This window comes from Streptococcus sp. sy018 (assembly GCF_007859185.1).
In the GTDB taxonomy this organism is placed as follows: domain Bacteria; phylum Bacillota; class Bacilli; order Lactobacillales; family Streptococcaceae; genus Streptococcus.
Genome location: NZ_VOHN01000001.1, coordinates 332,106 through 354,189, shown reverse-complemented (window position 1 = coordinate 354,189; position 22,084 = coordinate 332,106). Strand labels below are relative to the sequence as shown.

Below are 22,084 nucleotides of genomic sequence, written 5' to 3'. Positions count from 1 at the left end.
GTTTAACGATGTTGATGATTGGGATTGGCTGCTGCTAACTTGCCGTAAAGTAAGTAATCAATGGTTTTTAAGTCTTCAATCGTGCGACAATTTAAGGCACACATGATGCGTTTTAGGTCACCTTGCCATTGTTGGATAATCTCAATCACTTCTGCTACGTCTTTTGTTTCAACAAGTTCTAGGATAGGTCGAGATAGCCCGACTCCTTTAGCTCCTAAGACCAAGGCCTTAATCATATCAAGGGGATGACGAATGCCTCCACTAGCCAATAGCTCCACCTTATCAGACAAGTGATGAGCGTTTAGTAAGGCTTGAACGGTTGATTGTCCCCACTGGTCTAGGTAATGACGCCTTTGACTGCGTTGGTTTTCAATATAGGCAAAACTAGTTCCCCCACGCCCTGAAATATCAACGGTTTTAATGCCTAAATTATAAGCTTGTTGGATTGTTTTAACATCCATGCCAAAACCGACTTCTTTTAAGACTACTGGTACAGGGATATTTTTCACATATTCTGCCAAATGGTTTTTCCAGTGTGAAAATTGTCGCTCGCCTTCAGGCATTAACAATTCTTGCATGACATTGACATGAACTTGCAAAAAGACAGGTTGCAAGGCTTCAACGGCTTGTAAACCGGCTTGATATGATTTATCTAAGCCGATATTAGTTGCTAAGAGTAAATCAGAATTCTCCTTTTTCAATTTAAAAGAAGCATCAGAAGGATTGTTTAAGGCAGCACTGTAAGAGCCTGTCACCAATAAAATCCCACAAGTTTCAGCAATTTGAGCCAATTTTTCATTGATAATTCTTGCTTTTTCGCTGCCACCAGTCATGGCATTGATATAAAATGGATAAGCAAAATCATGGCCTGCAAAATGGGTAGATAAATCAATCTCTGCCAAATCATAATCTGGTAAGGAACAATGAATGAGCTCCATATCATCAAAACTATTATAAGGTGATTGATAAGCGAGTGCGTGACGAATATGGTCATTTTTACGATTATTGGTCATGCTAACACCTCCTGCCATAATAACTCAATTCCAGCTTGCTGCCACTTTTCAATCAAATAGCAACTGCTTTTTGTATCAAAAGTTAGGGCCACGCCACAATCACCTCCACCAGCCCCACTACTTTTAGCAACTGCCGTGAGATTTTTTGTTGCTCCAACCAGATCTTGTAAAGTCTTTGAATAAATAGCAGGGTGAAGTTTTTCCAATAGTTGCCCAGCTATTTTTAGTCCAGCACTAACCAGTTCTTGATCAGCCTTTTTTAAGCCTTGCTCAATCTGTTCAACCGCAATTTGAGTTTGTTCAAGAAAATCTGAACTAATTGACGCTTGAACTAACTCAATCATGTCTTTGGAAATCGCAGGTGTTCCTGTCCAACCAACTAAAAATTCACAAGGAAGTGTTACCTTAATTGGTCTAATCTGATACCCCCAATTTGCCGTCAAAACTGTTAATAATTCGTTTTCAGCAATCAATTCTCTGATTTTCTGACGATTAAAGCTAGTAAAAGCAATGAAATCTTCATAGGCAATACAAGCTAAATCGCCCATAGACCCATTATCTCCACGTTTTAGAAGCACATAGCTGGCCAAACGAAAAAGTAAATCTGCTGAAAGATGGATTTTGTAAAATTCAGCCATAGCTTTGATGGTTAGGATAATCACACTACCGCTAGATCCAATACCAATTTTTTTACCATTTTTTTCAAATTTACCTGAAATTCGAAGACGAAAAGGAGAAAGCGTGTGCCCTAATTTTACCAGGTAATCATTGACAATCGACACGGTTTCTTGTATCAAGGCATACTGTTTATCTGGATATAAATCGACACTATAATCAAATAGATCAGATGACAACTGATAATCTGGATTGGCTTGTATGGTTGCCTCCATCAAAATAGGAATATATTTAATCAAGGCAGTTTGACCAGGTGTTAAAACGGCATACTCACCTGCCAAATATAACTTACCTCCTGTAGTCACATGATAGGTTTTAGTCATTAGGCAAATCCTTTGTTTTAGACACAATAATACGATAGTGTTTTTCAAAGAGTGGCACTAACTGATCAAGGTCTTTTTCTAGACAAAGAACCTTAACATTAGGTCCAGCGTCCATTGTAAAATAACACTCGTGTCCCTCTTGACGTAAATTTTTTACAAAGGCCATAGCCTGATACGATTGCTCAGTTAGGTAAGAAAAAGCTGGCTGGGCAGTTGTAGTCGTTGCGTGCATCGCCAAAGCGTTTTTTTCTGTTAATTGACCAACTTTTGTAAACTCATTGGCTGCCAAAAATTCTAACATCATCTTATAGTCAGTAGTTGATTGCTCAATCCAGTCAGAAAAGTTTGTTGAAGTTTCCATACAGCGTTTCATACCGTCACGACTAGAGACTGATTTTTTCTGATCATTTAACACCAACATAATCATGGCTAATTTCAAATCTGTCTTAACTGGATAAATAGCACCTGTTTCCTTATCCCAAGCTGCCAAAGGGCCAAAAAAACTACGAGCAGATGAACCAGAAGCAAACTTGGCTTCTTGGGCCAATTCGGCTCGACTTAAATCAGTTTTAAAAAAATCATTACAAGCCATAACCAAGGCTGATAACCCACTAGAACTTGATGACAAGCCTGCTGCAGTAGGCATGTTATTACTAGTATCAACACGAACAAAAACAGGTTGATCTTGACGAAAACGGTCAATAATTTGACTGATTTTTTGATGTTCAAGATCATTTTGCAAAATACCATCAATATAAAATTGATCCGCTGAAGCATTGGAATCCAAGGCAGTCAAGCGTGTTTGAGTGTACATGTTTTCAAGCGTTAAAGAAATGCTGCTGGTCGCAGGCACCATATTTTGGGCATCTTCTTTTCCCCAATATTTGATAATGGCAATATTGGCATAAGACTTGACACTTACAGATTTCGAATCCATGTCTGACAAGCTCCTTCTTTTTTGAGATATTGGCTCAATTTTTGAGCGTTTGTTTTATTTTTTATAAGGGCAATGACACAACCACCCAAGCCACCACCACTCATTTTGGCTCCTAAGCTCCCATAGGCTAGAGCTTTTTCAACCAGATAATCCGCAACCTCGCAAGACACACCTAATTGGGCTAGTTGTTTATGAGCTTTCGTCATACTATGACCAAGTTTCTCTAACTCCTTAGCTTTAATGGCTTTTTCAGCAGTTAAGGTTAAATCACCTAATTGCTCTAAGTAAGGACTAGCTTTTTTTCCTAAATCTGCGATTTTTTGTACCGCTTCACTGGTATGACCATGAATACCCGTATCAGCAATAACTAAATAGGCATCTAAATCGATTGATAGTGGTTCAAAACCTTGGTTTTTAATAAATTTAATAGCTTGATGACTCATACAAGTTTTAACATCTAAGCCACTAGGATTGCTATGAGCTATTTTTTCTGCTTGATTTGCTAGATTGCTCAAAACATGGTCTGGTAACTCCTCTTGAAAATAATCAAAAACAGCTCGTATTCCTGCTAAACTAACAGCTGCCGAAGACCCCATACCTCTTTTTTCTGGGACTTGTGACACCAATTCATAACGTAATTGACACTCTGTTTTTCCTAAATAATCCTTGGCTAAAGTGATAGCTCGTGCCAAACTATTTTCTGCTTGAGGAACACTTTGATAAGCTGGTTTGATTTGACAAGTGACGTTAATATCGGTTAGGGGAAGTGCAATAGCTGGATAGCCATAAACAACAGCATGTTCTCCCATTAAAATAATCTTACTGTGGGATTTTCCCACTCCTAGACGTTCTTTCATTGTTACATTCTCTTTATATATGATCTTATCTATTTTAATATAAAAGCTCGAAAAATGCGACTACGAACTATAAAATAGAAATATTCCTTGTTCTTATTATTGTATCACAAAAAACCGAGCGGTTAAGCTCGGTTCAGCAGTTATTTTAACTAGCGGATTTCGGCATCTAGTTCTTCTTTGAGTGACTTAACAATCTTATTCATATAATTGAATACTTCTTCATCTGTCAGACTCACTTCTGGATTTTGGAAAGTTAAGTTATAGGCCATTGATTTTTTATTCAAATCAATATTTTGTCCTGTGTAAACATCAAAGAGTTTAACCGCTGTCAGACGTTTGACTCCCGCTTTTTCAATGGCTTTGATAATGTCACCATGAGTTATTTCACGTTTGACTAAGAGTGCCACATCGCGAGAAATAGCTGGATACTTAGTAATTTCGGTAAAGGTCTTATTGTTAGGTAACAATTGCTCTAACAGGCTAACATTTACTTCAGCCACATAGGTTTCTGGAATATTGTAGGTCTTAGCAGTTTGTGGGTGTACTTGACCTAGGAAACCAACTAATTGATCTTGACAATAAATCAAGGCAGTACGACCTGGATGTAGCTCTGCTAACTCTTGACTAGCTACAAAATCAAATGTTAGATTTAATTTCTCAGCCAAGGCCTCAATCATTCCTTTCGCATAGAAGAAATCAACAGGAACTGCTTGTGTTTGGAAATCTTTATCTTGAACTAGACCTGTTAAAGCCATGGCAAAATGCTCCAACTCAGTTGGTAACTCCTCTTTTACATGACCTGTTTGTTCAAAAACACGACCAAGTTCATAAAGTGACAGATTGGTATTTTTACGAGCGACATTATAAGCTAGTGTTTCTAACATACCAGCAATCATATTTTGACGAAGAACGGAACGTTCAGTAGTCATTGGCCACATTAATTCAGTTAATTGGCTAGGTTGTGGGGTGAAACTAATCGCTTTTTCAGGTGTCGTTAAAGAATAAGTAATGACTTCAGATAAACCTAAGCCTTCTGCCACCGTTTGTACTTGACGACGCAGTTTTTGCATTTGAGTTAATTCTCCAATTGTGCCATCTGTTTCTGGTAATTTAGTTGGCAACTTATCATAGCCATAGATACGAGCAATTTCTTCAACCAAATCAGCTGGAATACTAATATCCCAACGACGTTTTGGGACGGAAACTGTAAACTCTTTTTCATTATTAGCTGTAAAATCAAAGCCTAATTGAGCAAAAATAGCTTTAATGTCATCTATAGCCAAATCTGTTCCTAAGCGCGTGTTGACATAGTCTAAATCAGTTGAAACGTCAACTGGTTCTAAATCGAGTTGACCTGCTTCGACTCGACCAGCCAATACTTGTCCTTGACTTAGTTCTGCTAACAAACTAGCGGCAAAATCTAATGCGTCATAAACATCAGCCTGATTGACACCTTTTTCAAAACGAGCTGAACTTTCTGAGCGTAAGCCCAGACGACTGCTTGTTTTACGAATAGATTGCTTTTCAAAAATTGCGACTTCTAGTACCACTCTTTGAGAGTTATCGTCAATTTCAGTATTAGCTCCTCCCATAACACCAGCTAGGGCAACTGGTTTCTCTGCAACAGTGATGACAATATCTTCACTAACTAATTCACGTTCTTCCCCGTCAAGTGTAACTATTTTTTCACCTGCTTTGGCTTGACGTGGTACAATCGTTTGTCCTTCAAATTTATCAAAATCAAAGGCGTGCATAGGTTGACCAAAATAAAGCAAGCAATAGTTAGTCACATCGACCACATTGTTGATTGGACGAATGCCTTGGTTCATCAAGAGATTTTGCAACCATTGTGGGCTTGGTTGGATCTTGACATTTTCAATAACTCGTGCTGAATAAAATGGCACTTTATCAGTTTCAAGAGCAATTGAAAGGACTTGACTGGCAGATTTTTCACTTTCAGTAACATCTCGTTTTGGAAACTTGACACTTTTACCGTAAATAGCTGCAACTTCATGAGCAACTCCTCGCATAGAAAGAGCATCTGCACGATTAGGCGTGATAGATAATTCGATAATTTCATCATGCAAATCAAGATAGGCAAGGGCATCATCTCCAACCTTGGCTTCAAGTGGCAAATGATAAATACCATCAGCATAAGATTTCGGAACGACAGAATCAGAAATGCCTAACTCACTCAATGAACAAATCATCCCTAATGATTCAAAACCGCGAATTTTTCCTTTTTTGATCTTGTAATTATCTTTAATTCGAGCACCAGGAAGGGCTACGATGACCTTAATTCCTGCTTCAACATTAGGAGCACCACAGATAATTTGACGTGGTTCATCATCTCCTGTGTCCACTTGGCAAAGATGAAGATGAGTATCAGGAATGTCTTCACAAGTAACAACTTGACCGACCACGATTTTTGATAGGCCAGCTCCTGCCTGACTAACTCCCTCAACTTCAATTCCTGTTGTTGACATTTTATCTGCTAAGTCTTGACTTGATACGTCAATATCAACCAAGTTTTTTAACCATTTATAATTTACTAGCATTTTTTTCCTTTCTTTTAATACAGTTATTTGAGAGGTCGGCGTAACAACCAATCAATATCAACGGTTTCTCCTGTGATAAACTCATGTTGGCTAAATTTTTCAAAACCATACTTGGTATAAAAAGCTTGCGCTTTATAATTATGCTCCCAAACCCCTAGCCATACCCAGTCGCAACCAGACGCTTTAGCTAAATCTAAAGCAAATTCAAATAATTTTTTACCCAATCCTAGCCCTTGATAGCCTTTTTTCACATATAAACGTTGAATTTCAAAGGCATTGTCTAACTCTTGTTCCGTTTGGGCAGAACCTTGATTGACTTTGACAAAACCAACAGGTTGATGATCGACAAGTATAAAGTAGTATTGAGATTCTGGGTTTCTTAATTCTAATGATAGGGTGTCTAAAGATAAGTCTGTTGCAAAGTAAGTTTGTAAATCTTCGTCTTTGATTGACTCTCCAAAAGTATCAGCAAAGGTTTCCATTGCCAATTCTCTTAATATTGACACATCTTTTTCTAAAACGTTAACAATCATCTCAACTCCTAAAATTGTTCAGAAAAACGACTATCTCCTTGATAAAAACCACGAATATCATTGATTCCATAACGCAACATAGCAATTCGTTCTAGTCCCATTCCAAAAGCAAAGCCAGAGTATTTGTTACTATCAAGACCACTCATTTCTAAGACGCTTGGATGACTCATCCCTGCACCGAGAATTTCAATCCATCCTGTTTTTTTACAAACTGAACAGCCTTTGCCTTCGCATTTAAAACAAGAAACATCCACTTCAACAGACGGTTCTGTAAATGGGAAGTAAGACGGACGCAGACGAATTTCACGATCTTTACCAAACATTTTTTGACTAATCATCAATAAAGTGCCTTTCAAATCTGCCATTGAAATCTTTTCTCCCACAACAAGCCCTTCAATCTGATGAAACTGGTGGCTATGTGTGGCATCATCGGTATCACGACGGAAAACTCGCCCTGGCGAAATCATTTTCAACGGTCCTTTGCTAAAATCATGTAGATCCATGGCACGAGCTTCCACAGGACTGGTATGTGTACGAAGTAGAATCTCTTCTGTAATATAGAAACTATCTTGCATGTCACGAGCTGGATGATTTTTTGGTAAATTCATTCGCTCAAAGTTGTAGTAATCTTTCTCAACTTCAAAACCATCGATAATTTGATAGCCCATACCAAGAAAAATATCTTCGATTTCTTGACAGGTCTGCGTTAAAACATGACGGTGTCCTAGATTTTGTTTGCGACCTGGCAAGGTCACATCAAGACTTTCTTGCTCTAATTGAGCTTGAATCGCCATTTCTTCAACTAATTTAACACGTTCATCAAAGGCTGTCGTCAAAAGGTCACGCACCTCATTGACTTGTTTACCAACAGCAGGACGCAGCTCATTTGGCAAATCTTTTAAGCCCTTTAAAAGCTCTGTTAAACTACCTTTTTTGCCCAAAACCTGTACGCGTAAGTCTTGCAAATCACGGGCATGTTTATGAGTCATACCAGCTAATTTTTCCTGCGTGCTACGTTTTAACTCTTCTAGTTGTGCTTGTAAATCCATATTTCCTCCAAATATTTAGTGGCTTAAACAAGAAAAACGTGCCAAAACTCCTAAGCGGAGCGTTGACACGCGGTACCATCCGTTTTTATCTAACATAAAGCTAGACCTTACTTGTTTGATCTTTGATGTGAGTGAATTGGCTAAATTTTCCTTGAGTAAGCTTTCAGTCACGGCTTACACTCCCTAACAAGTTCCCTTTAGTTACTAATCTCACAGACCACTATTAAATTCCTTTTTATTCTATCAAAAAATAGCAAAGCTGACAAGTCAAAAAATTCATTAAAATGCCTAAATATGCCCTAAGTTATGAGTTAACACTCACCTGTCCTGTTTGATAGTTAAAGGTCAGACCACTTTGAACATTAGGAATAAAAACATTAAATTCTAAGCTACCATCTGAAGATTTAGCCTCCAAATGACTACCTGAAGCTAAAATGTTGTTGCCATCATAGATAAGAGTTACGCGATAACGAACTCGCTTATTGTTGTCCAAAGCACGACGAATAAGCGTTTCATAATAATTTTGTCCAGTTGAATCGGCTGTATCAGCTTGATTAGCCCAGGCAGCTTGAGTGGCAATATTTTCAGGATTACTAGCCGAAGCATCAAACCCCTTCAAACCACCAGTAATGGCATAGCCTAATAGATGACCACGATCGACCGCATGACTGTATTCACCAGCTAAATCATATAATTGGTTCCAGCCTGCTGGTTTCCAAGAAGTTGACCCATTGCCTGTATCTTCACGATTTTTATACTGACGTGTAGCTCTTGATAAGAGAGCATTAGCGACAGTTGGAACGGTTTTTCCTTGTACTTTTTTGGTTTGGTTAGTCGCATAGGGTAAACTAGCGACATCTGCTTCTAAAGAAGTTTTATTATCGTTAATGATAAATGCACCAGCACCATTGAACTTGATTTTTGTTCCCAGCTGCTTTTTAACGGCTGGAGTTAGAACAGATCGAGCTAGACTTTCTGTCGGGGTACTCTCACTAGCTTTTGATCCATTATTTGTAAGGGATTGATTATTGGTTTGTCCTGTTACTTGGCTGATAATGGCTTGAACAGGATTACTAGCACTGTCCGTATTAACACCTAAATAGCCTAATCCCAAACTAGCTAAAACAGCAATAAGCGATAAGGTTGATTTGGCTTTTTTTCCAGATTTCATTTGAACCATTTAATTTATCTCCCTGCAAATTTATCAAAAATCGCTTGCCATTTATCTGGTGATAGAATGGCTAAAGGATTGCGACCTGTTCCTAAGACAGCATAACCAATCATTAGGCCAATAGCAAAGCATAAAAGACTTAATAAAAACACGAGACCAAGAAGTCGAAATTGTTTTTTGACATACTTTCTTCTAGACATGTTCTACCTCACTAACACGTTCAATTTTAGCTCCAAGAGCCTTTAACTTTTCATGGAATTGGTAGTAACCACGATCTAAATGATTTAACTTAGTGACTTTTGTTTGCCCTTTAGCCACCATCCCTGTCAGAATCAAGGCTGCACTAGCACGCAAATCCGTTGACATCACTGGTGCCCCCTGTAAATCTTGTCCTCCATGAATAATTGCAGTGTCACGCAGAATTTCTGAATGTAGTCCCATACGACGCATTTCTTCTAAATGCTGGAATCGATTTTCAAAAACTGTTTCAATCATGGTTGATTCTCCATTAACCACAGCCATTAAGGCTGTAAACTGAGCCTGCATGTCAGTTGGAAAACCAGGATGTGGTAAGGTCTTAACGGTTACAGGTTTTAATTTAGTTAAATCAGACTTGATTCGAATTCCATCTGCTTCTTCTGTTGCTTCAACGCCCATTTCTGTAAGTTTGGCGAGCAATGGACGATTATGTTCCCAAATGGCATCTTTAATCAATACATCACCAGAAGTCATAGCAGCAGCTATCATAAACGTTCCTGCTTCAATACGATCTTGTACCACATCATGTTCAGCACCATGAAGTCGTTCTACGCCTGTGATGATTAAGGTTTCTGTACCAGCTCCTTTGACATCTGCCCCCATTTTATTGAGTAGAACTGCTAAATCAACAATTTCAGGTTCACGAGCAGCATTTTCAATCACAGTCACACCATCAGCCAAGGTAGCTGCCATCATTAGATTTTGTGTGGCTCCAACACTTGGAAAATCCATATAAATGTTAGCACCCTTTAATTTTTTAGCTGTGGCTGTAATATCACCACCAACTTGGGAAATCTTAGCCCCCATCAATTCCAAACCTTTAAGGTGCAAGTCAATGGGACGACTACCAATACTGCAACCGCCTGGCATCGATACTTTGGCATGTCCTTGACGAGCTAAAATCGGACCTAAAACAACGATGGAAGCTCTCATTTGGCTGACATATTCATAAGGAGCTTCATCAAGAATATCTCCAGTAGCATCTACTAAAATTTCTTTTTTTTCTTGATTAAATTCAAGGGCAATATTTAACCCTTTAACCACATTGTTCATGGTAAAAACATCTGATAAAATAGGGACATTTCGTAATAGTGTTTTACCTTCTTGTGGTAAAATTGTAGCAGCTAGCAAGGGTAAAACAGCATTTTTTGCCCCTTCAATCGTCACTTGGCCTTTGAGACGAGTTGAGCCACCTTCAATAATAATCGTATCCATGATTTCTCCATTCTTTTTTCTTAAAGTTAATTGCGCCACATGATTAAGCGACTAAAACTAAGAACATCTAAAACAAAATTGCTGACTAAATAGCCTAAAGCAATACTTAAAAGCAAAATAAAGAGCCTTAATCTCCAGCCATTATCTAGCTTAACTTTAATCATGCGTGACCAATCAAATAATTGATAAAATAATTGATGAAAAAGGCTAATAAAAATAAAATGACTAAAAAGATTGATGGTATTTTCTATTAGTTCCATGTTTTTATTATAGCAGTTTTAGAGAACTTCTCAAAATTTTTGACATTAAAAAGAGTAGGCAACACTTTGCCTACTCTTTTCTTTTTAAAGATGATTACCAACACGAATACGGTTAATCGCACGTTGAAGAGCAATCTTAGCCCTTTCCATCTCATCCACTCGATGAGCTTTTTCAGCTTCTGCCAATTCTTTTTCGGCTCTGACTTTGGCACGTTCTGCTCGACTTAAGTCAATGTCACAATCACGCTCTGCCGAATCAGCAATAATGGTTACCACGTTATCTTTTACTTCAATAACGCCCTTATTCACGGCTACCCAATCGACATGACTATCATGATCAGTTCGACGGATTTTCATCTCATGCACTTCTAACGGGGCAATTAAATTAACATGATTAGGTAAAATTCCCATCTCACCATCTGGTGTTCTAATGGAAATAAAGCTTGCTTTATGGTTGTAACGAATACCATCTGGTGTGACAATTTGTACTGTCATTTCTGCCATAAGCCTACCTCACTAAAAGCCCATTTTATTGGCTTTTTCAATCACATCTTCAATACGTCCAACATTACGGAAAGCATCTTCTGGAAGGGCATCATGCTTGCCTTCTAAAATTTCCTTGAAGCCACGAACTGTTTCTGCAACAGGCACATAAGACCCTGGTTGACCAGTAAACTGTTCAGCAACATTAAAGTTTTGTGACAGGAAGAATTGAATACGACGTGCACGACCTACCAAGACTTTTTCATCATCAGATAATTCATCCATTCCCAAGATAGCAATAATATCTTGTAATTCACGATAACGCTGTAGCACACGTTGCACTTCTGTTGCCACTTGATAATGTTCTTCCCCAACAATTTCAGGTGATAATGCACGCGAACTTGATGCCAACGGATCTACTGCTGGATAAATTCCCATCTGTGTTAAACGACGTTCCAAATTGGTTGTTGAATCAAGATGGGCAAAGGCTGTTGCCGGTGCAGGATCGGTATAGTCATCTGCTGGAACGTAGATGGCTTGGATTGAGGTAACAGATCCTTTTTTAGTTGATGTAATCCGTTCTTGTAGTTGGCCCATCTCAGTCGCTAAGGTTGGCTGATAACCCACTGCAGAAGGCATACGACCCAATAGGGCTGATACTTCTGAACCTGCCTGAGTAAAGCGGAAGATGTTATCAATAAATAGTAAGACATCTTGGCCTTCAACATCACGGAAATATTCAGCAATAGTCAAACCAGTTAAGGCAACGCGCATACGAGCACCAGGTGGTTCATTCATTTGACCAAAAACCATGGCTGTTTTTTCAATAACACCAGATTCTTTCATTTCCCAGTAAAGATCGTTTCCTTCACGAGTACGTTCACCAACACCAGTAAAGACTGAAATTCCTCCATGTTCTTGTGCGATGTTATGAATTAACTCTTGAATCAAGACGGTCTTACCTACACCGGCTCCACCAAATAGTCCAACTTTTCCACCTTTTAGATAAGGCGCTAAAAGGTCGATAACCTTAATTCCTGTTTCTAAGATTTCTGATGATGCTGATAACTCATCAAAGGTCGGAGCTTTTTTGTGAATCGCATGGCGTTCAACATCTTCACCGAAAGGTTCTTCAAGGTCAATTGTATTCCCCAAAACGTTGAAAACACGTCCCAAGGTTTTAGGACCAACTGGTACACTAATGGCACGGCCAGTATTCAATACTTCCAAACCACGTGTTAATCCATCAGTTGATTCCATGGCGATGGTTCTAACAAGTCCTTCACCTAATTCAAGAGCCACTTCTAAAACAACCTTTTGTGTTTTATCCTTATCTTTATAGACAATTAAGGCATTGTTAATCTCGGGCAATTGATCCCCTGTTTCAAATAAAACATCAACAACAGGACCGACTACCTGAGCAATTTTACCTGAACTCATGTCTTTCTCCTTCTAACTAATACTTCTACTCCAAGGCATTGGCACCTGCTACAATTTCAGTAATTTCTTGAGTGATAGTAGCTTGCCTTGCACGATTATACTGAATGGTTAAATCATTGATAATTTGATGGGCATTATCCGTTGCTGTTTGCATGGCAGTCATACCTGCTGCATGCTCTGCCGTTTTAGCATCAATAATCGCACCATAGATTAAACTTTCTGTATATTGTGGGAGTAATTGTTTCAAAATTGCTTCTCTGCTTGGTTCTAATTCAAAGACAGCTTCTTTACTCTCTCTTGCTTCCTCTGCAATTAAATCAACGATGGGTAACATTTGTTGAACCCTGACTTGACTCGTCAAGCTATTGACATGATGATTATAGCAAACATAGAGTTTATCAAAAATTTCTTCTTGATACATCTCAACAGATTGAGAGATAATTTTTCTGACTTCTTCAAAGCTTGGCTGATCTTCTAAACCACGTAGTTCAAAACTAACATTCATTCCTCTAGCTTTAAAAAAGTCTGAACCAACACTACCAATGGAAATAATGGTATATTCATTAGGATTATTATCATGATAATCTGCAATCATTTCCATAACGGCTTTAAGAATTTTTGAATTATAGCCGCCAACCAATCCCTTGTCAGAAGTAATGACTAAATAAGCCGTCTTCTTAACAGGTCTAGCGACCAACATTGCATTATCAGAACCAAAAATTAACTCGCTTTTTAGCAAATCTGTTGTGATTTGGCGAACTCGACTGGCATAGAGCTGAAAATCTTTAGTCGCCTGCTCTGATTTCACCAATTTAGCAGATGACACCATACGCATAGCACTGGTAATTTTACTGGTTTTTTCAGTAGAAACAATTTTTCCTTTAATTTCGCTAAGAGATCCTGCCATCTGTTACCCCCTTAGTTAAAGTTTGATTGATTCTTAAATTCTTGAATGGCAGCATCCAGCTTGGTTTCTTCAGGCAAATCTTTAGTCTCACGAATTGTCGCTAAAAGATGCTCATAATGAGTATCAAAATAGTCATACAATGCCATTTCAAAAGCTAGAATATCCTGAACAGGAACACTATCTAAGAAACCATGCGTTAAAGCATACAAAATCAAAACTTGTTTCTCAACTGGAAGCGGCTTATGAAGTGGCTGTTTCAAGACTTCAACTGTTCGACGTCCACGATTCAATTTGGCTTGAGTTGCTGAATCTAAGTCTGAACCAAATTGAGTAAAGGCTTCTAATTCACGATAAGATGCCAAGTCCAAACGTAATGTTCCAGCTACTTTTTTCATGGCCTTAATCTGTGCTGAACCACCGACACGAGATACAGAAGATCCGGCATCAATAGCTGGACGAATACCAGAATTAAAGAGATTTTCTTGTAAGAAAATTTGACCGTCAGTGATAGAAATCACGTTAGTTGCAATATAAGCTGAAATGTCACCTGCTTGTGTTTCAATAAATGGCAAAGCAGTAATTGAACCACCACCCAAGGCATCAGATACCTTAGCTGAACGCTCTAACAAGCGACTATGCAAGTAAAAGACATCTCCAGGGTAGGCCTCACGTCCTGGGGGACGACGAAGCAATAATGAGAGTTCACGATAAGCTACCGCTTGTTTTGACAAATCATCATAAACAATTAGAACATGTTGGCCATTATACATAAATTCTTCAGCCATGGCAACACCAGCATAAGGCGCGATGTAGAGCAATGGCGAAGGCTGTGACGCTGAAGCAGTTACAACAATTGTATAATCCATCGCACCGTACTGACGTAGGGTTTCAACTTGTGAACGAACTGTTGATTCTTTTTGACCGATGGCAACATAAATACAAATAATATCTTGCCCTTTTTGATTGATAATGGTATCAATCGCCACAGAAGTCTTACCAGTCTGACGGTCTCCGATAATCAATTCACGTTGCCCACGACCTATTGGTACCAAAGCATCAATCGCTTTAATCCCTGTTTGTAAAGGCTCTGAAACTGATTTACGTTGCATTACTCCAGGAGCCGGGGTTTCAACAGGACGAGTCGCTTGAGTTTGAATAGCTCCCAAACCATCCACTGCTTGCCCTAAAGGATTCACAACACGACCAATTAGTTCTGGGCCAACTGGTACCTCCATGATTTTACCTGTTCGTTTAACCATATCGCCTTCACGAATGGCAGAAAAATCTCCAAGTATAATAATACCAACATCCGTTGATTCCAAATTTTGTGCCATACCATAGGTGCCATTAGCAAATTCTAATAGCTCGCCACTCATGGCATTATCTAAACCACGAGCACGGGCAATACCATCACCCACATAAGTAATGACACCTGTTTCTGTGACATCAAAATTTGGCTTAAAATTCTCTATTTGTTGCTTAATTAAAGCACTAAGTTCTTGTGTGTTAATTGCCAAAAGTCACACCACTTTCTATTTTAAATTTAATTTAAAGTCTTGTAATTGACGACGAATACTAGTATCAAGTACCTTATTGTTAGCTGAAACAAGAAAACCAGCAATTAAGCTTGGATCAATGTGTTCAATCAACTGACGCGGTTCAAGATTAAATTTATTTTTAACCATCTTCAAAAGACGTTGCTTTTGTTCTTCAGATAAAGCTTGAGCACTGGTTAAATGAACATCAAAGCTACCTCTGATTTGACTAATTTTCGCAAGAGCCATTTCAAAAATTGGAAAAAGAAAGGCTTCTCGCTCATTTTGCAAAATTACCTCAAGAAAATTTTTCAGATAAACTGAACTAGACTCTTGAAATAACCTAACAAGTTTAATCTTAGCTTGTCGATCATAAGATTGATTTGCTAACAAGCTCGGTAATTGATGCTCTTGTCCTAGTTGGATAAAGGTCGATAGTTCTTGATCAAGCTGTGACAAGCAATTTTTTTCTGTTGCAACCTCGACGATACTTTTTGCATATTGCTCAATGACCTGTTTCATTCACTATTCTCCCAACTGCTCCAAGTATTGATCAATCAATTGACTTTGTTTTTGTTGATCTAATTGAGTCAACATCATTTTTTCAGCTAAAGCAACGGTTAAATCAGAGATTTCTCCCTTAATATCGGCCAAGGCTTCTGTTTTAGACTGAATAATATCCTGCTCGGCTTGTTCTTTCAGTTGCTTAGCATCTGCTTCTGCTTGCTCAATTATTTTAGCACCTTGAAGTGCACCAGTTTCCTTGGCACTATCAATAATTCGTCCTGCTTCTTGACGTGCAGTAGCTAATTCAGCTTGACGTTTATCTGCAAAAATCTCTGCCTGACGACGTGCCGTTTCCGCACCATCAATATCTTGAGCAATCTTTTCTTCACGTTCTTTAAAAACAGCAGTCAACTGTTGCCAAGAAAATTTCTTGATTAAAACGACTAATAGAAGAATGGAGCCCAGCGTAATGATGATGTTACCAAGACTGGTCGCATTAAACAATAACGACATAGTTTATTCCTTTCTTATTCTTCTTCTGAATTGATTTTATTTCCTAAATAAGTTGACGACAGAATGATAAAGACGTATGCTTGAATGCATGAGATAAAAATCGAAAATCCTGCCCACAGCATATTAAGAATAAAAGCAAAAGGTGCCAAAACAATACTTGCACTTGGCATTTGTAAGATTAGACTGGTCATGACTTCACCAACAAAAATATTACCAAACAAACGTAATGATAGAGACAAAATGCTAGTCACTTCTTCAAGAATATTCATCGGTAACATGGCTGGATGTGGTTGTGTAAAACCAGCTAAATAGCCCTTCAAGCCATTCTTTCGAATCCCTTCCACATGGCAAATTACTGCTATGATACCGGCAAGGGTCAAATCAACTGCAAAAACAGAAGTTGGCGAGGTCCATAAATTAAAATGTTCCGTTTCTAATTTAACTAGTAAGCCTAGATTATTGGCAACAATGAGAAACAAGAACAAGACAAAGAAGAAAAGACTATAATTATCTGTATATTTTCCCAGTTTAGGACTAATGGTTTCACGCACAAAATCATAAAGGTATTCTATGACATTTTGCTTACCCTTGGGTTTGATGGTCAATTTTCTAGTGGACCAAGCAACTAGACCAAAAACGACAAATACTGTCATTAAGGACATCGCAAGAATGGTCAAATCAAACTCAATACCAAACAAGGTCACACTGGGATTGGCTAATGTTTCCAATTGTTTCCCTCCTTGTTAATCTAAAAACTTGGTTTATTTGACCAAGAAAGTGAAGACAAAGAGAATGAAGAATGTTCCCTCGATAAAAGCAACGCCTAAAAACATTAAAGCACGAAGTTTGTCAAACATTTCAGGTTGACGAGCAGCGGCTTTGGCAACATTGGATACCAACAAGCCTTCACCGATACTAACACCAAGTACTGCAAGCCCTAAGGCTAAAATCGCTAGATTCATTATGAATCCTCCTTTAGATATAATATTTTTTACTCTTTAAGTCTAGTCCTATTTTTTAAAAATGTCAATCAAAATAGAGGAATAATTTCTTTTTTTCTTTGATATATTAAACCTTTACTGACCTTTGGAATCTCATTATTTTGATTATATAAATAGGAAAAGAACTGGAAATCTTCCAGTTCTTTTCCTATTTAATTGGACTCATTATTTATTTCTAAATCTTCTACTTCATGAGCAAATCTTTCAGCAATTTCTTTTAATTCTGGATCAAAGCTAAGTGCTGCATCAGAAATCTCGTCAGTATTAGCAAAAAAGCTGATATGATTTTTTAAATTTTTTAAGGTAATTGGTGCATCACCGCCATATTCACCATCTAAGTTAATCATCATCCGTCGTTCACTTTGAGGTTCAATTGTTAATTGACTGGTTTTGATATACTCCACTCGAGGATCTTCGATGTGTTTGCCACCTTGAATAACTAAACTAATCAATCGACTAATCTCTAAAAAATTATCTGTCTTAACCAAAATCAAGGTGAAATTGCCATCATCTAACTTGGCATCTGGAGCAATTTGTTCAAAACCACCAACTGAATTGGTTAGTGCAACAAAAATCATCGACACATCTCCTTCGAAGATGCCATCATCATAAGTGATTTTGACAGGAGCGTTGCTAATCTGTGGCAGCAGTTCTACTCCCTTTGCCAAATAGGCAAGATAGCCAAACATGGTTTTCATGTTACTCGGCACACTATAGGTTAATTCTGTTAAACTACCCGCAGCAGCAATATTGATAAAATAACTATCTTGATAAGCCAAGCCAATGTCTTGATAAACCAGTTGTTGTTTGCCAATAATTTTGGCAGCCTCAATTGGATTACTCCGAGGAATTTTAAGGGCACGCGCAAAATCATTAGTTGTCCCTGTAGGAATGATCGCCATTTGAGGTCGTTTATCCAGAGGGGCGATACCATTAACGACTTCATTGATCGTACCGTCTCCCCCTGCTGCAATAATCAAATCAAAGCCAGCTAGGGCTGCTCTGGTGGCTTCATCCATGGCTGAGTTGGCTTCTGCTGTCGTTTGAAAAGCGGATGCTTCATAACCAAAACTCTCTAAAATATGTAAAACATCTGCTACATGTTTTTTCATCATTTCCTGTCCCGAAACAGGATTGTAAATTAAACGTGCTCGCTTGGTTTCTTTTATCATATTATAAATCCTCTAACCATAATTCATCTTTAATGACTAGTCCTAACTCTTGCGCCTTGGTTAACTTACTACCAGCATCTTCTCCAGCTATGACTAGATTGGTTTTTTTAGAAACACTCCCTGTAACTTTGGCACCCAAGGCTTGTAGCTTATCTTTTGCTTCTTGTCGTGTTAAATTTTTGAGTTTACCTGTTAAAACAACTGTTTGACCAGATAATAACGCATCTTTGACAATACCTTGTCCTTTGAATTGAAGATTAACTCCAGCTTGTTCTAGTTCCATCAATAATTGTTTAGCTCCTTGTCTTTCAAAATAAGAAACAAGAGCCTGTCCTACCGTTTGCCCTAATCCATCAATCTTCGCAATAGTGTCTTGGTCAGCACGACTAAGGCTTAATAGGTCACCAAAAACTTCTAGTAACTGATAGCTAACTTTACTACCAACATGTCTAATGCCTAAACCAAACAATAGCTTCTCTGCTGAATTCGTTTTAGAAACTTGAATAGCCTGATAAAGTTTTTCAGCTGACTTTTCCTTGATTCCCTCTAAACTCATCAAGTCAGCCACGGTTAAGCGATAAAGATCAGCCACATCGTGAACCAATTCAGCTTGAAAGAGTTTGTTAATCACAGATGGTCCCATCCCTGCAATATTCATGGCTTGGCGACTAGCAAAATGAATGAGACGTTCCTTGATTTGACTGGGACAAAGAGGGTTGATACAACGTAGAGCAACCTCATCTTCATAATGAATCAATCGACTTTCACAAGATGGACAGCAATCAGGAATAACTAATGGAGTTTGAGTCGTTCGCTTACTCATCACAACTTGTAAAACCGCAGGAATAATGTCACCTGCTTTATAAACCAAAACAGTATCGCCTAGACGAATATCTTTTTCTTTAATGTAATCAACGTTATGTAAGGTCGCTCGACTAACTTTAGTTCCTGCCAAAGAAACTGGACTTAAATTAGCAGTCGGTGTCACAACCCCTGTGCGCCCAACAGTCCAATCGACACTTTCTAAAACAGCTTCTTTTTCTTCTGCTGGAAACTTATAGGCAACTGCCCAGCGAGGAGCCTTGACGGTAAAGCCCAGTTCTTCTTGTATCGTTAAGTCATTGACTTTAATCACAATGCCATCAATCTCATAGGGAAGTTGATCACGCTTTTGACCAATCTCTTGAATAAACTGCCAAATCTCATCCATAGAGTAAGACACTAAATAGTTTTGATTGACGGAAAAGCCATATTGAGCTAGTTTGGTTAAAACTGCTTCTTGACTTGATTGCTGACTTGGGCTAGCTTCTTGATACAAAAAACTAGCTAGTTGACGTTGAGCGACAATACTAGTATCCAACTGACGTAAGGTTCCTGCTGCTGCATTTCTAGGATTAGCAAATTCCTGTTCCCCTTGTTCACGTCGCTTAGCATTTAAGTTTTCAAAAGAAACCTTAGGAAGATAGGCTTCCCCACGAACTGTTAAATTAACCGGTTGAGGAAGTTTGAGAGGAATATCTTGGATACGACGTAAATTTTCCGTGATATTTTCCCCAATAGTACCATCTCCTCGAGTTGCCCCAACTTGTAACACCCCCTCAACATAGGTTAGCGAAATGGACAAACCGTCAATTTTTAATTCAGCCAAATAAACAACTTCAGGAAACTCCTTTTTGATCCGTTGATCAAAAGCATCTAATTCTTCTCTTGAAAAAGCATCTTGTAAGCTATACAAAGGGTATTCATGAGAATATTTTTCAAAGCCCGTCAAAATAGGCCCACCTACTCGATGAGTCGGGCTGTCTGAGCGTTGGTATTGAGGGTAAGCTGCTTCGAGTTCCACTAATTGACGATAAAGTTGATCATATTCATGATCTGAAATACTGGGCTTATCATCAGTGTAATATTCTTTAGCGTAGCGATTTAGTTGAGCTACCAAGTTTGCTATTTTTTTTTCCATAATGTTATTTTAACATAGAAAAAACTGGCAATCAAAAAACAAACGTTAGTTTATCGTCATAAAAGACAAACCATCGCCCTTCTATACGAAAGGACGATGATTAACGTTAATTAGCTTCTATTTTAGCAACAATTTCATCAAGTAACTCTTGATCGGCTAAATGAGTGACTTCCTTAACCACTTCTTTTAATGGCTTTTGAACAAGAAGATTTTGCAATTGAACAGCTTGTTCATCAGTAGGATCAGTGTAAGTAAAGGTATAAGCCACCGTCTGTAATAATTGTTGATAAGACAATCCTCGTTCCTTGAGTTCGCGAATTGGACGAATAAAACGTTCATCAAATCCAAGTTTTCGAATAGGAGTACGAGCCACTCGACTAATATCATCTACAATAAAAGGATTTTCGAACCGAGTTAGGATAACCTTGTGGTAGTCTGCTAAATCAGCTTCGTCAAACGCCCACTTAGCTACAAGTAAACTACGAATTTCTGACAAAACAGTTTCCACATTCGTTCTAACCATTTCATTTTTTAGGGCTTCTAAGATTGTCTTTGCTCCATAATAGGCACCTGTATAGGCTGCAGTTGCGTGGCCTGAATTAACAGAAAAAAGTTTTCGTTCAATAAATGGCTCTAAATCTGTCACATAATGAACATTCTCTAATTTTAAATCAGGATTTTTCATGTGATTGGTTTCTACTACCCATTCATTAAAAGGTTCTACAATCACAAATAATGGATCATCGTGGCTCTGAGCTGGAACGATGCGATCCACTGCTGAATTAGGAAAACCAATATAGTCTTTTGCAAAAGCCAACCCATCTTTTGATAAGTGTTTTTGCACTTCTTGATTTAGAAAATCAGACCCACCAATCATATTTTCACAAGCTAAAATATCTAAAGGTGTCGTATTTCCTATTGCTTGACGAGCCTCAATACCTTGTGCAATCAATTCAGCAATAAATGGTAAAATATTGGGGCCAATAGCTGTTGTGACAATTGATGCCTCTGCAATGGCAGCGACAACCTTTTCTGGATGTTTCGCATTATTGATACCACGCACACCAGACACTATAATATGGCGTTGCCCTTCTTCAGCAACTTCAATCTCATAAGTTCCACGCGCATTCAAGGCATCAATAATCTGTTCATTAACATCAACAAAAGCGATTTCAAAGCCGTTTTCAAACAAAATTTCACCAATAAAACCACGGCCAATATTACCTGCACCAAAATGAACTGCTTTTTTCATGTACTCCTCCTTTTTCTCAGCTATCCATTAAACAACACTATTAAGCAACGCAATAACTTCATCTGCTGATTGTGCATCAGCTAATTTTACGACATTATCGACATCTGCACAGAAAATAGAAATTTTTTGAATAATTTCCAAATGTTCATCTCCAAGTCCTGCAATACCAAAAAGAATAGTGGCAACTTGGGGATCATCTTCGGTACCAAAATCAACACCTGCTGGAACTTGAACAATCGTAATTCCTGATGAACGCACGTCTTTTTTAGCCGCATCAGTTCCGTGAGGAATGGCAATAAAATTCCCCATATACACCGATAAGTCTTTATCACGCTGAATCATGGCTTCAATATAAGATTCATTAACATGACCGGCTTCAAAAAGTTGACGACCACAGTAACGAATAGCTTCTTCTTTTGTTGTAAAGGCTTGATTTAATTTAACTAGTTGTTTTTGAAATTCCAT

The 22,084-nt window shown here is 38.3% G+C and carries 23 protein-coding genes; all 23 read right to left on the bottom strand.

The window, feature by feature from the left end; translation table 11 throughout:
• Positions 1 to 2 precede the first annotated feature (2 nt).
• Complete coding sequence (fni, locus tag FRX52_RS01710; protein WP_146538273.1) at positions 3 to 1,013, bottom strand: type 2 isopentenyl-diphosphate Delta-isomerase; 1,011 nt, start codon at positions 1,011 to 1,013, stop codon at positions 3 to 5.
• Positions 1,010 to 2,011 carry a phosphomevalonate kinase gene (locus FRX52_RS01705; RefSeq protein ID WP_146538272.1) on the bottom strand — a complete coding sequence of 334 codons (1,002 nt, stop codon included), beginning with the start codon at positions 2,009 to 2,011 and terminating at the stop codon, positions 1,010 to 1,012. The genes fni and FRX52_RS01705 overlap by 4 nt, the downstream gene beginning before the upstream one ends.
• Positions 2,004 to 2,948: a diphosphomevalonate decarboxylase gene (gene mvaD, locus FRX52_RS01700; protein ID WP_146538271.1), complete on the bottom strand. Its 945-nt coding sequence runs from the start codon at positions 2,946 to 2,948 to the stop codon at positions 2,004 to 2,006. The genes FRX52_RS01705 and mvaD overlap by 8 nt, the downstream gene beginning before the upstream one ends.
• The gene (mvk, locus tag FRX52_RS01695) at positions 2,930 to 3,805 is read right to left on the bottom strand and encodes a mevalonate kinase (protein ID WP_146538270.1); all 876 of its coding nucleotides are present in this window, start codon (positions 3,803 to 3,805) and stop codon (positions 2,930 to 2,932) included. Before mvk ends, mvaD begins: the two co-directional genes overlap by 19 nt.
• Positions 3,806 to 3,954: 149 nt before the next feature.
• Entirely contained in the window at positions 3,955 to 6,363 is a 2,409-nt protein-coding gene (gene pheT / locus FRX52_RS01690) for a phenylalanine--tRNA ligase subunit beta (RefSeq protein WP_146538269.1), read from the bottom strand.
• 23 nt (positions 6,364 to 6,386) lie between these two features.
• Positions 6,387 to 6,896: an N-acetyltransferase gene (locus FRX52_RS01685; protein WP_146538268.1), complete on the bottom strand. Its 510-nt coding sequence runs from the start codon at positions 6,894 to 6,896 to the stop codon at positions 6,387 to 6,389.
• 8 nt (positions 6,897 to 6,904) lie between these two features.
• Entirely contained in the window at positions 6,905 to 7,945 is a 1,041-nt protein-coding gene (gene pheS, locus FRX52_RS01680; RefSeq protein ID WP_146538267.1) for a phenylalanine--tRNA ligase subunit alpha, read from the bottom strand.
• A 304-nt stretch (positions 7,946 to 8,249) separates the two neighbouring features.
• Positions 8,250 to 9,125 (bottom strand): DNA/RNA non-specific endonuclease, encoded by an 876-nt coding sequence (locus tag FRX52_RS01675; RefSeq protein ID WP_146538266.1) that lies wholly within the window; start codon positions 9,123 to 9,125, stop codon positions 8,250 to 8,252.
• A gap of 5 nt (positions 9,126 to 9,130) precedes the next feature.
• Positions 9,131 to 9,316, bottom strand: coding sequence for a DNA-directed RNA polymerase subunit beta (locus tag FRX52_RS01670; protein ID WP_146460396.1), 186 nt, complete (start codon positions 9,314 to 9,316; stop codon positions 9,131 to 9,133).
• Entirely contained in the window at positions 9,309 to 10,589 is a 1,281-nt protein-coding gene (gene murA, locus FRX52_RS01665) for a UDP-N-acetylglucosamine 1-carboxyvinyltransferase (RefSeq protein ID WP_146538265.1), read from the bottom strand. The genes FRX52_RS01670 and murA overlap by 8 nt, the downstream gene beginning before the upstream one ends.
• Before the next feature lie 26 nt (positions 10,590 to 10,615).
• Positions 10,616 to 10,849: a DUF1146 family protein gene (locus tag FRX52_RS01660; protein ID WP_146538264.1), complete on the bottom strand. Its 234-nt coding sequence runs from the start codon at positions 10,847 to 10,849 to the stop codon at positions 10,616 to 10,618.
• An 84-nt stretch (positions 10,850 to 10,933) separates the two neighbouring features.
• On the bottom strand, positions 10,934 to 11,353 hold the full coding sequence (locus tag FRX52_RS01655; RefSeq protein ID WP_146538263.1) for a F0F1 ATP synthase subunit epsilon: 420 nt from the start codon (positions 11,351 to 11,353) through the stop codon (positions 10,934 to 10,936).
• A gap of 12 nt (positions 11,354 to 11,365) precedes the next feature.
• Positions 11,366 to 12,772 carry a F0F1 ATP synthase subunit beta gene (atpD, locus tag FRX52_RS01650; RefSeq protein WP_146538262.1) on the bottom strand — a complete coding sequence of 469 codons (1,407 nt, stop codon included), beginning with the start codon at positions 12,770 to 12,772 and terminating at the stop codon, positions 11,366 to 11,368.
• 25 nt (positions 12,773 to 12,797) lie between these two features.
• Complete coding sequence (locus FRX52_RS01645) at positions 12,798 to 13,679, bottom strand: F0F1 ATP synthase subunit gamma (protein WP_146538261.1); 882 nt, start codon at positions 13,677 to 13,679, stop codon at positions 12,798 to 12,800.
• Between the two features lie 11 nt (positions 13,680 to 13,690).
• Positions 13,691 to 15,196 carry a F0F1 ATP synthase subunit alpha gene (gene atpA / locus FRX52_RS01640; protein WP_146538260.1) on the bottom strand — a complete coding sequence of 502 codons (1,506 nt, stop codon included), beginning with the start codon at positions 15,194 to 15,196 and terminating at the stop codon, positions 13,691 to 13,693.
• A 15-nt stretch (positions 15,197 to 15,211) separates the two neighbouring features.
• Positions 15,212 to 15,736: a F0F1 ATP synthase subunit delta gene (locus FRX52_RS01635; RefSeq protein WP_146495291.1), complete on the bottom strand. Its 525-nt coding sequence runs from the start codon at positions 15,734 to 15,736 to the stop codon at positions 15,212 to 15,214.
• Between the two features lie 3 nt (positions 15,737 to 15,739).
• A complete protein-coding gene (atpF, locus tag FRX52_RS01630; protein WP_146495289.1) occupies positions 15,740 to 16,234 on the bottom strand; it encodes a F0F1 ATP synthase subunit B in 495 nt (164 codons plus the stop codon).
• 14 nt (positions 16,235 to 16,248) lie between these two features.
• Positions 16,249 to 16,962 carry a F0F1 ATP synthase subunit A gene (gene atpB / locus FRX52_RS01625; RefSeq protein WP_146495287.1) on the bottom strand — a complete coding sequence of 238 codons (714 nt, stop codon included), beginning with the start codon at positions 16,960 to 16,962 and terminating at the stop codon, positions 16,249 to 16,251.
• Positions 16,963 to 16,995: 33 nt separating this feature from the next.
• Entirely contained in the window at positions 16,996 to 17,196 is a 201-nt protein-coding gene (locus FRX52_RS01620; RefSeq protein ID WP_146495285.1) for a F0F1 ATP synthase subunit C, read from the bottom strand.
• A gap of 191 nt (positions 17,197 to 17,387) precedes the next feature.
• Positions 17,388 to 18,404 carry a diacylglycerol kinase family lipid kinase gene (locus FRX52_RS01615; protein WP_146495537.1) on the bottom strand — a complete coding sequence of 339 codons (1,017 nt, stop codon included), beginning with the start codon at positions 18,402 to 18,404 and terminating at the stop codon, positions 17,388 to 17,390.
• A gap of 4 nt (positions 18,405 to 18,408) precedes the next feature.
• Entirely contained in the window at positions 18,409 to 20,367 is a 1,959-nt protein-coding gene (gene ligA, locus FRX52_RS01610) for an NAD-dependent DNA ligase LigA (protein WP_146538259.1), read from the bottom strand.
• A 106-nt stretch (positions 20,368 to 20,473) separates the two neighbouring features.
• Positions 20,474 to 21,619: a mannitol-1-phosphate 5-dehydrogenase gene (locus FRX52_RS01605; RefSeq protein ID WP_146538258.1), complete on the bottom strand. Its 1,146-nt coding sequence runs from the start codon at positions 21,617 to 21,619 to the stop codon at positions 20,474 to 20,476.
• Positions 21,620 to 21,646: 27 nt separating this feature from the next.
• Positions 21,647 to 22,084 (bottom strand): PTS sugar transporter subunit IIA, encoded by a 438-nt coding sequence (locus FRX52_RS01600; protein WP_146538257.1) that lies wholly within the window; start codon positions 22,082 to 22,084, stop codon positions 21,647 to 21,649.

Bases quoted from the DNA above. Each gene is read 5' to 3' on its own strand.
- pheS (WP_146538267.1), bottom strand. From the start codon at position 7,945: ATGGATTTACAAGCACAACTAGAAGAGTTAAAACGTAGCACGCAGGAA.
- FRX52_RS01655 (WP_146538263.1), bottom strand. From the start codon at position 11,353: ATGGCAGAAATGACAGTACAAATTGTCACACCAGATGGTATTCGTTAC.
- FRX52_RS01600 (WP_146538257.1), bottom strand. From the start codon at position 22,084: ATGGAATTTCAAAAACAACTAGTTAAATTAAATCAAGCCTTTACAACA.
- FRX52_RS01605 (WP_146538258.1), bottom strand. From the start codon at position 21,619: ATGAAAAAAGCAGTTCATTTTGGTGCAGGTAATATTGGCCGTGGTTTT.
- FRX52_RS01675 (WP_146538266.1), bottom strand. From the start codon at position 9,125: ATGGTTCAAATGAAATCTGGAAAAAAAGCCAAATCAACCTTATCGCTT.
- pheT (WP_146538269.1), bottom strand. From the start codon at position 6,363: ATGCTAGTAAATTATAAATGGTTAAAAAACTTGGTTGATATTGACGTA.
- mvk (WP_146538270.1), bottom strand. From the start codon at position 3,805: ATGAAAGAACGTCTAGGAGTGGGAAAATCCCACAGTAAGATTATTTTA.
- FRX52_RS01635 (WP_146495291.1), bottom strand. From the start codon at position 15,736: ATGAAACAGGTCATTGAGCAATATGCAAAAAGTATCGTCGAGGTTGCA.
- FRX52_RS01670 (WP_146460396.1), bottom strand. From the start codon at position 9,316: ATGTCTAGAAGAAAGTATGTCAAAAAACAATTTCGACTTCTTGGTCTC.
- murA (WP_146538265.1), bottom strand. From the start codon at position 10,589: ATGGATACGATTATTATTGAAGGTGGCTCAACTCGTCTCAAAGGCCAA.
- FRX52_RS01645 (WP_146538261.1), bottom strand. From the start codon at position 13,679: ATGGCAGGATCTCTTAGCGAAATTAAAGGAAAAATTGTTTCTACTGAA.
- FRX52_RS01685 (WP_146538268.1), bottom strand. From the start codon at position 6,896: ATGATTGTTAACGTTTTAGAAAAAGATGTGTCAATATTAAGAGAATTG.
- FRX52_RS01705 (WP_146538272.1), bottom strand. From the start codon at position 2,011: ATGACTAAAACCTATCATGTGACTACAGGAGGTAAGTTATATTTGGCA.
- fni (WP_146538273.1), bottom strand. From the start codon at position 1,013: ATGACCAATAATCGTAAAAATGACCATATTCGTCACGCACTCGCTTAT.
- mvaD (WP_146538271.1), bottom strand. From the start codon at position 2,948: ATGGATTCGAAATCTGTAAGTGTCAAGTCTTATGCCAATATTGCCATT.
- atpF (WP_146495289.1), bottom strand. From the start codon at position 16,234: ATGTCGTTATTGTTTAATGCGACCAGTCTTGGTAACATCATCATTACG.
- ligA (WP_146538259.1), bottom strand. From the start codon at position 20,367: ATGGAAAAAAAAATAGCAAACTTGGTAGCTCAACTAAATCGCTACGCT.
- FRX52_RS01660 (WP_146538264.1), bottom strand. From the start codon at position 10,849: ATGGAACTAATAGAAAATACCATCAATCTTTTTAGTCATTTTATTTTT.
- FRX52_RS01620 (WP_146495285.1), bottom strand. From the start codon at position 17,196: ATGAATCTAGCGATTTTAGCCTTAGGGCTTGCAGTACTTGGTGTTAGT.
- atpD (WP_146538262.1), bottom strand. From the start codon at position 12,772: ATGAGTTCAGGTAAAATTGCTCAGGTAGTCGGTCCTGTTGTTGATGTT.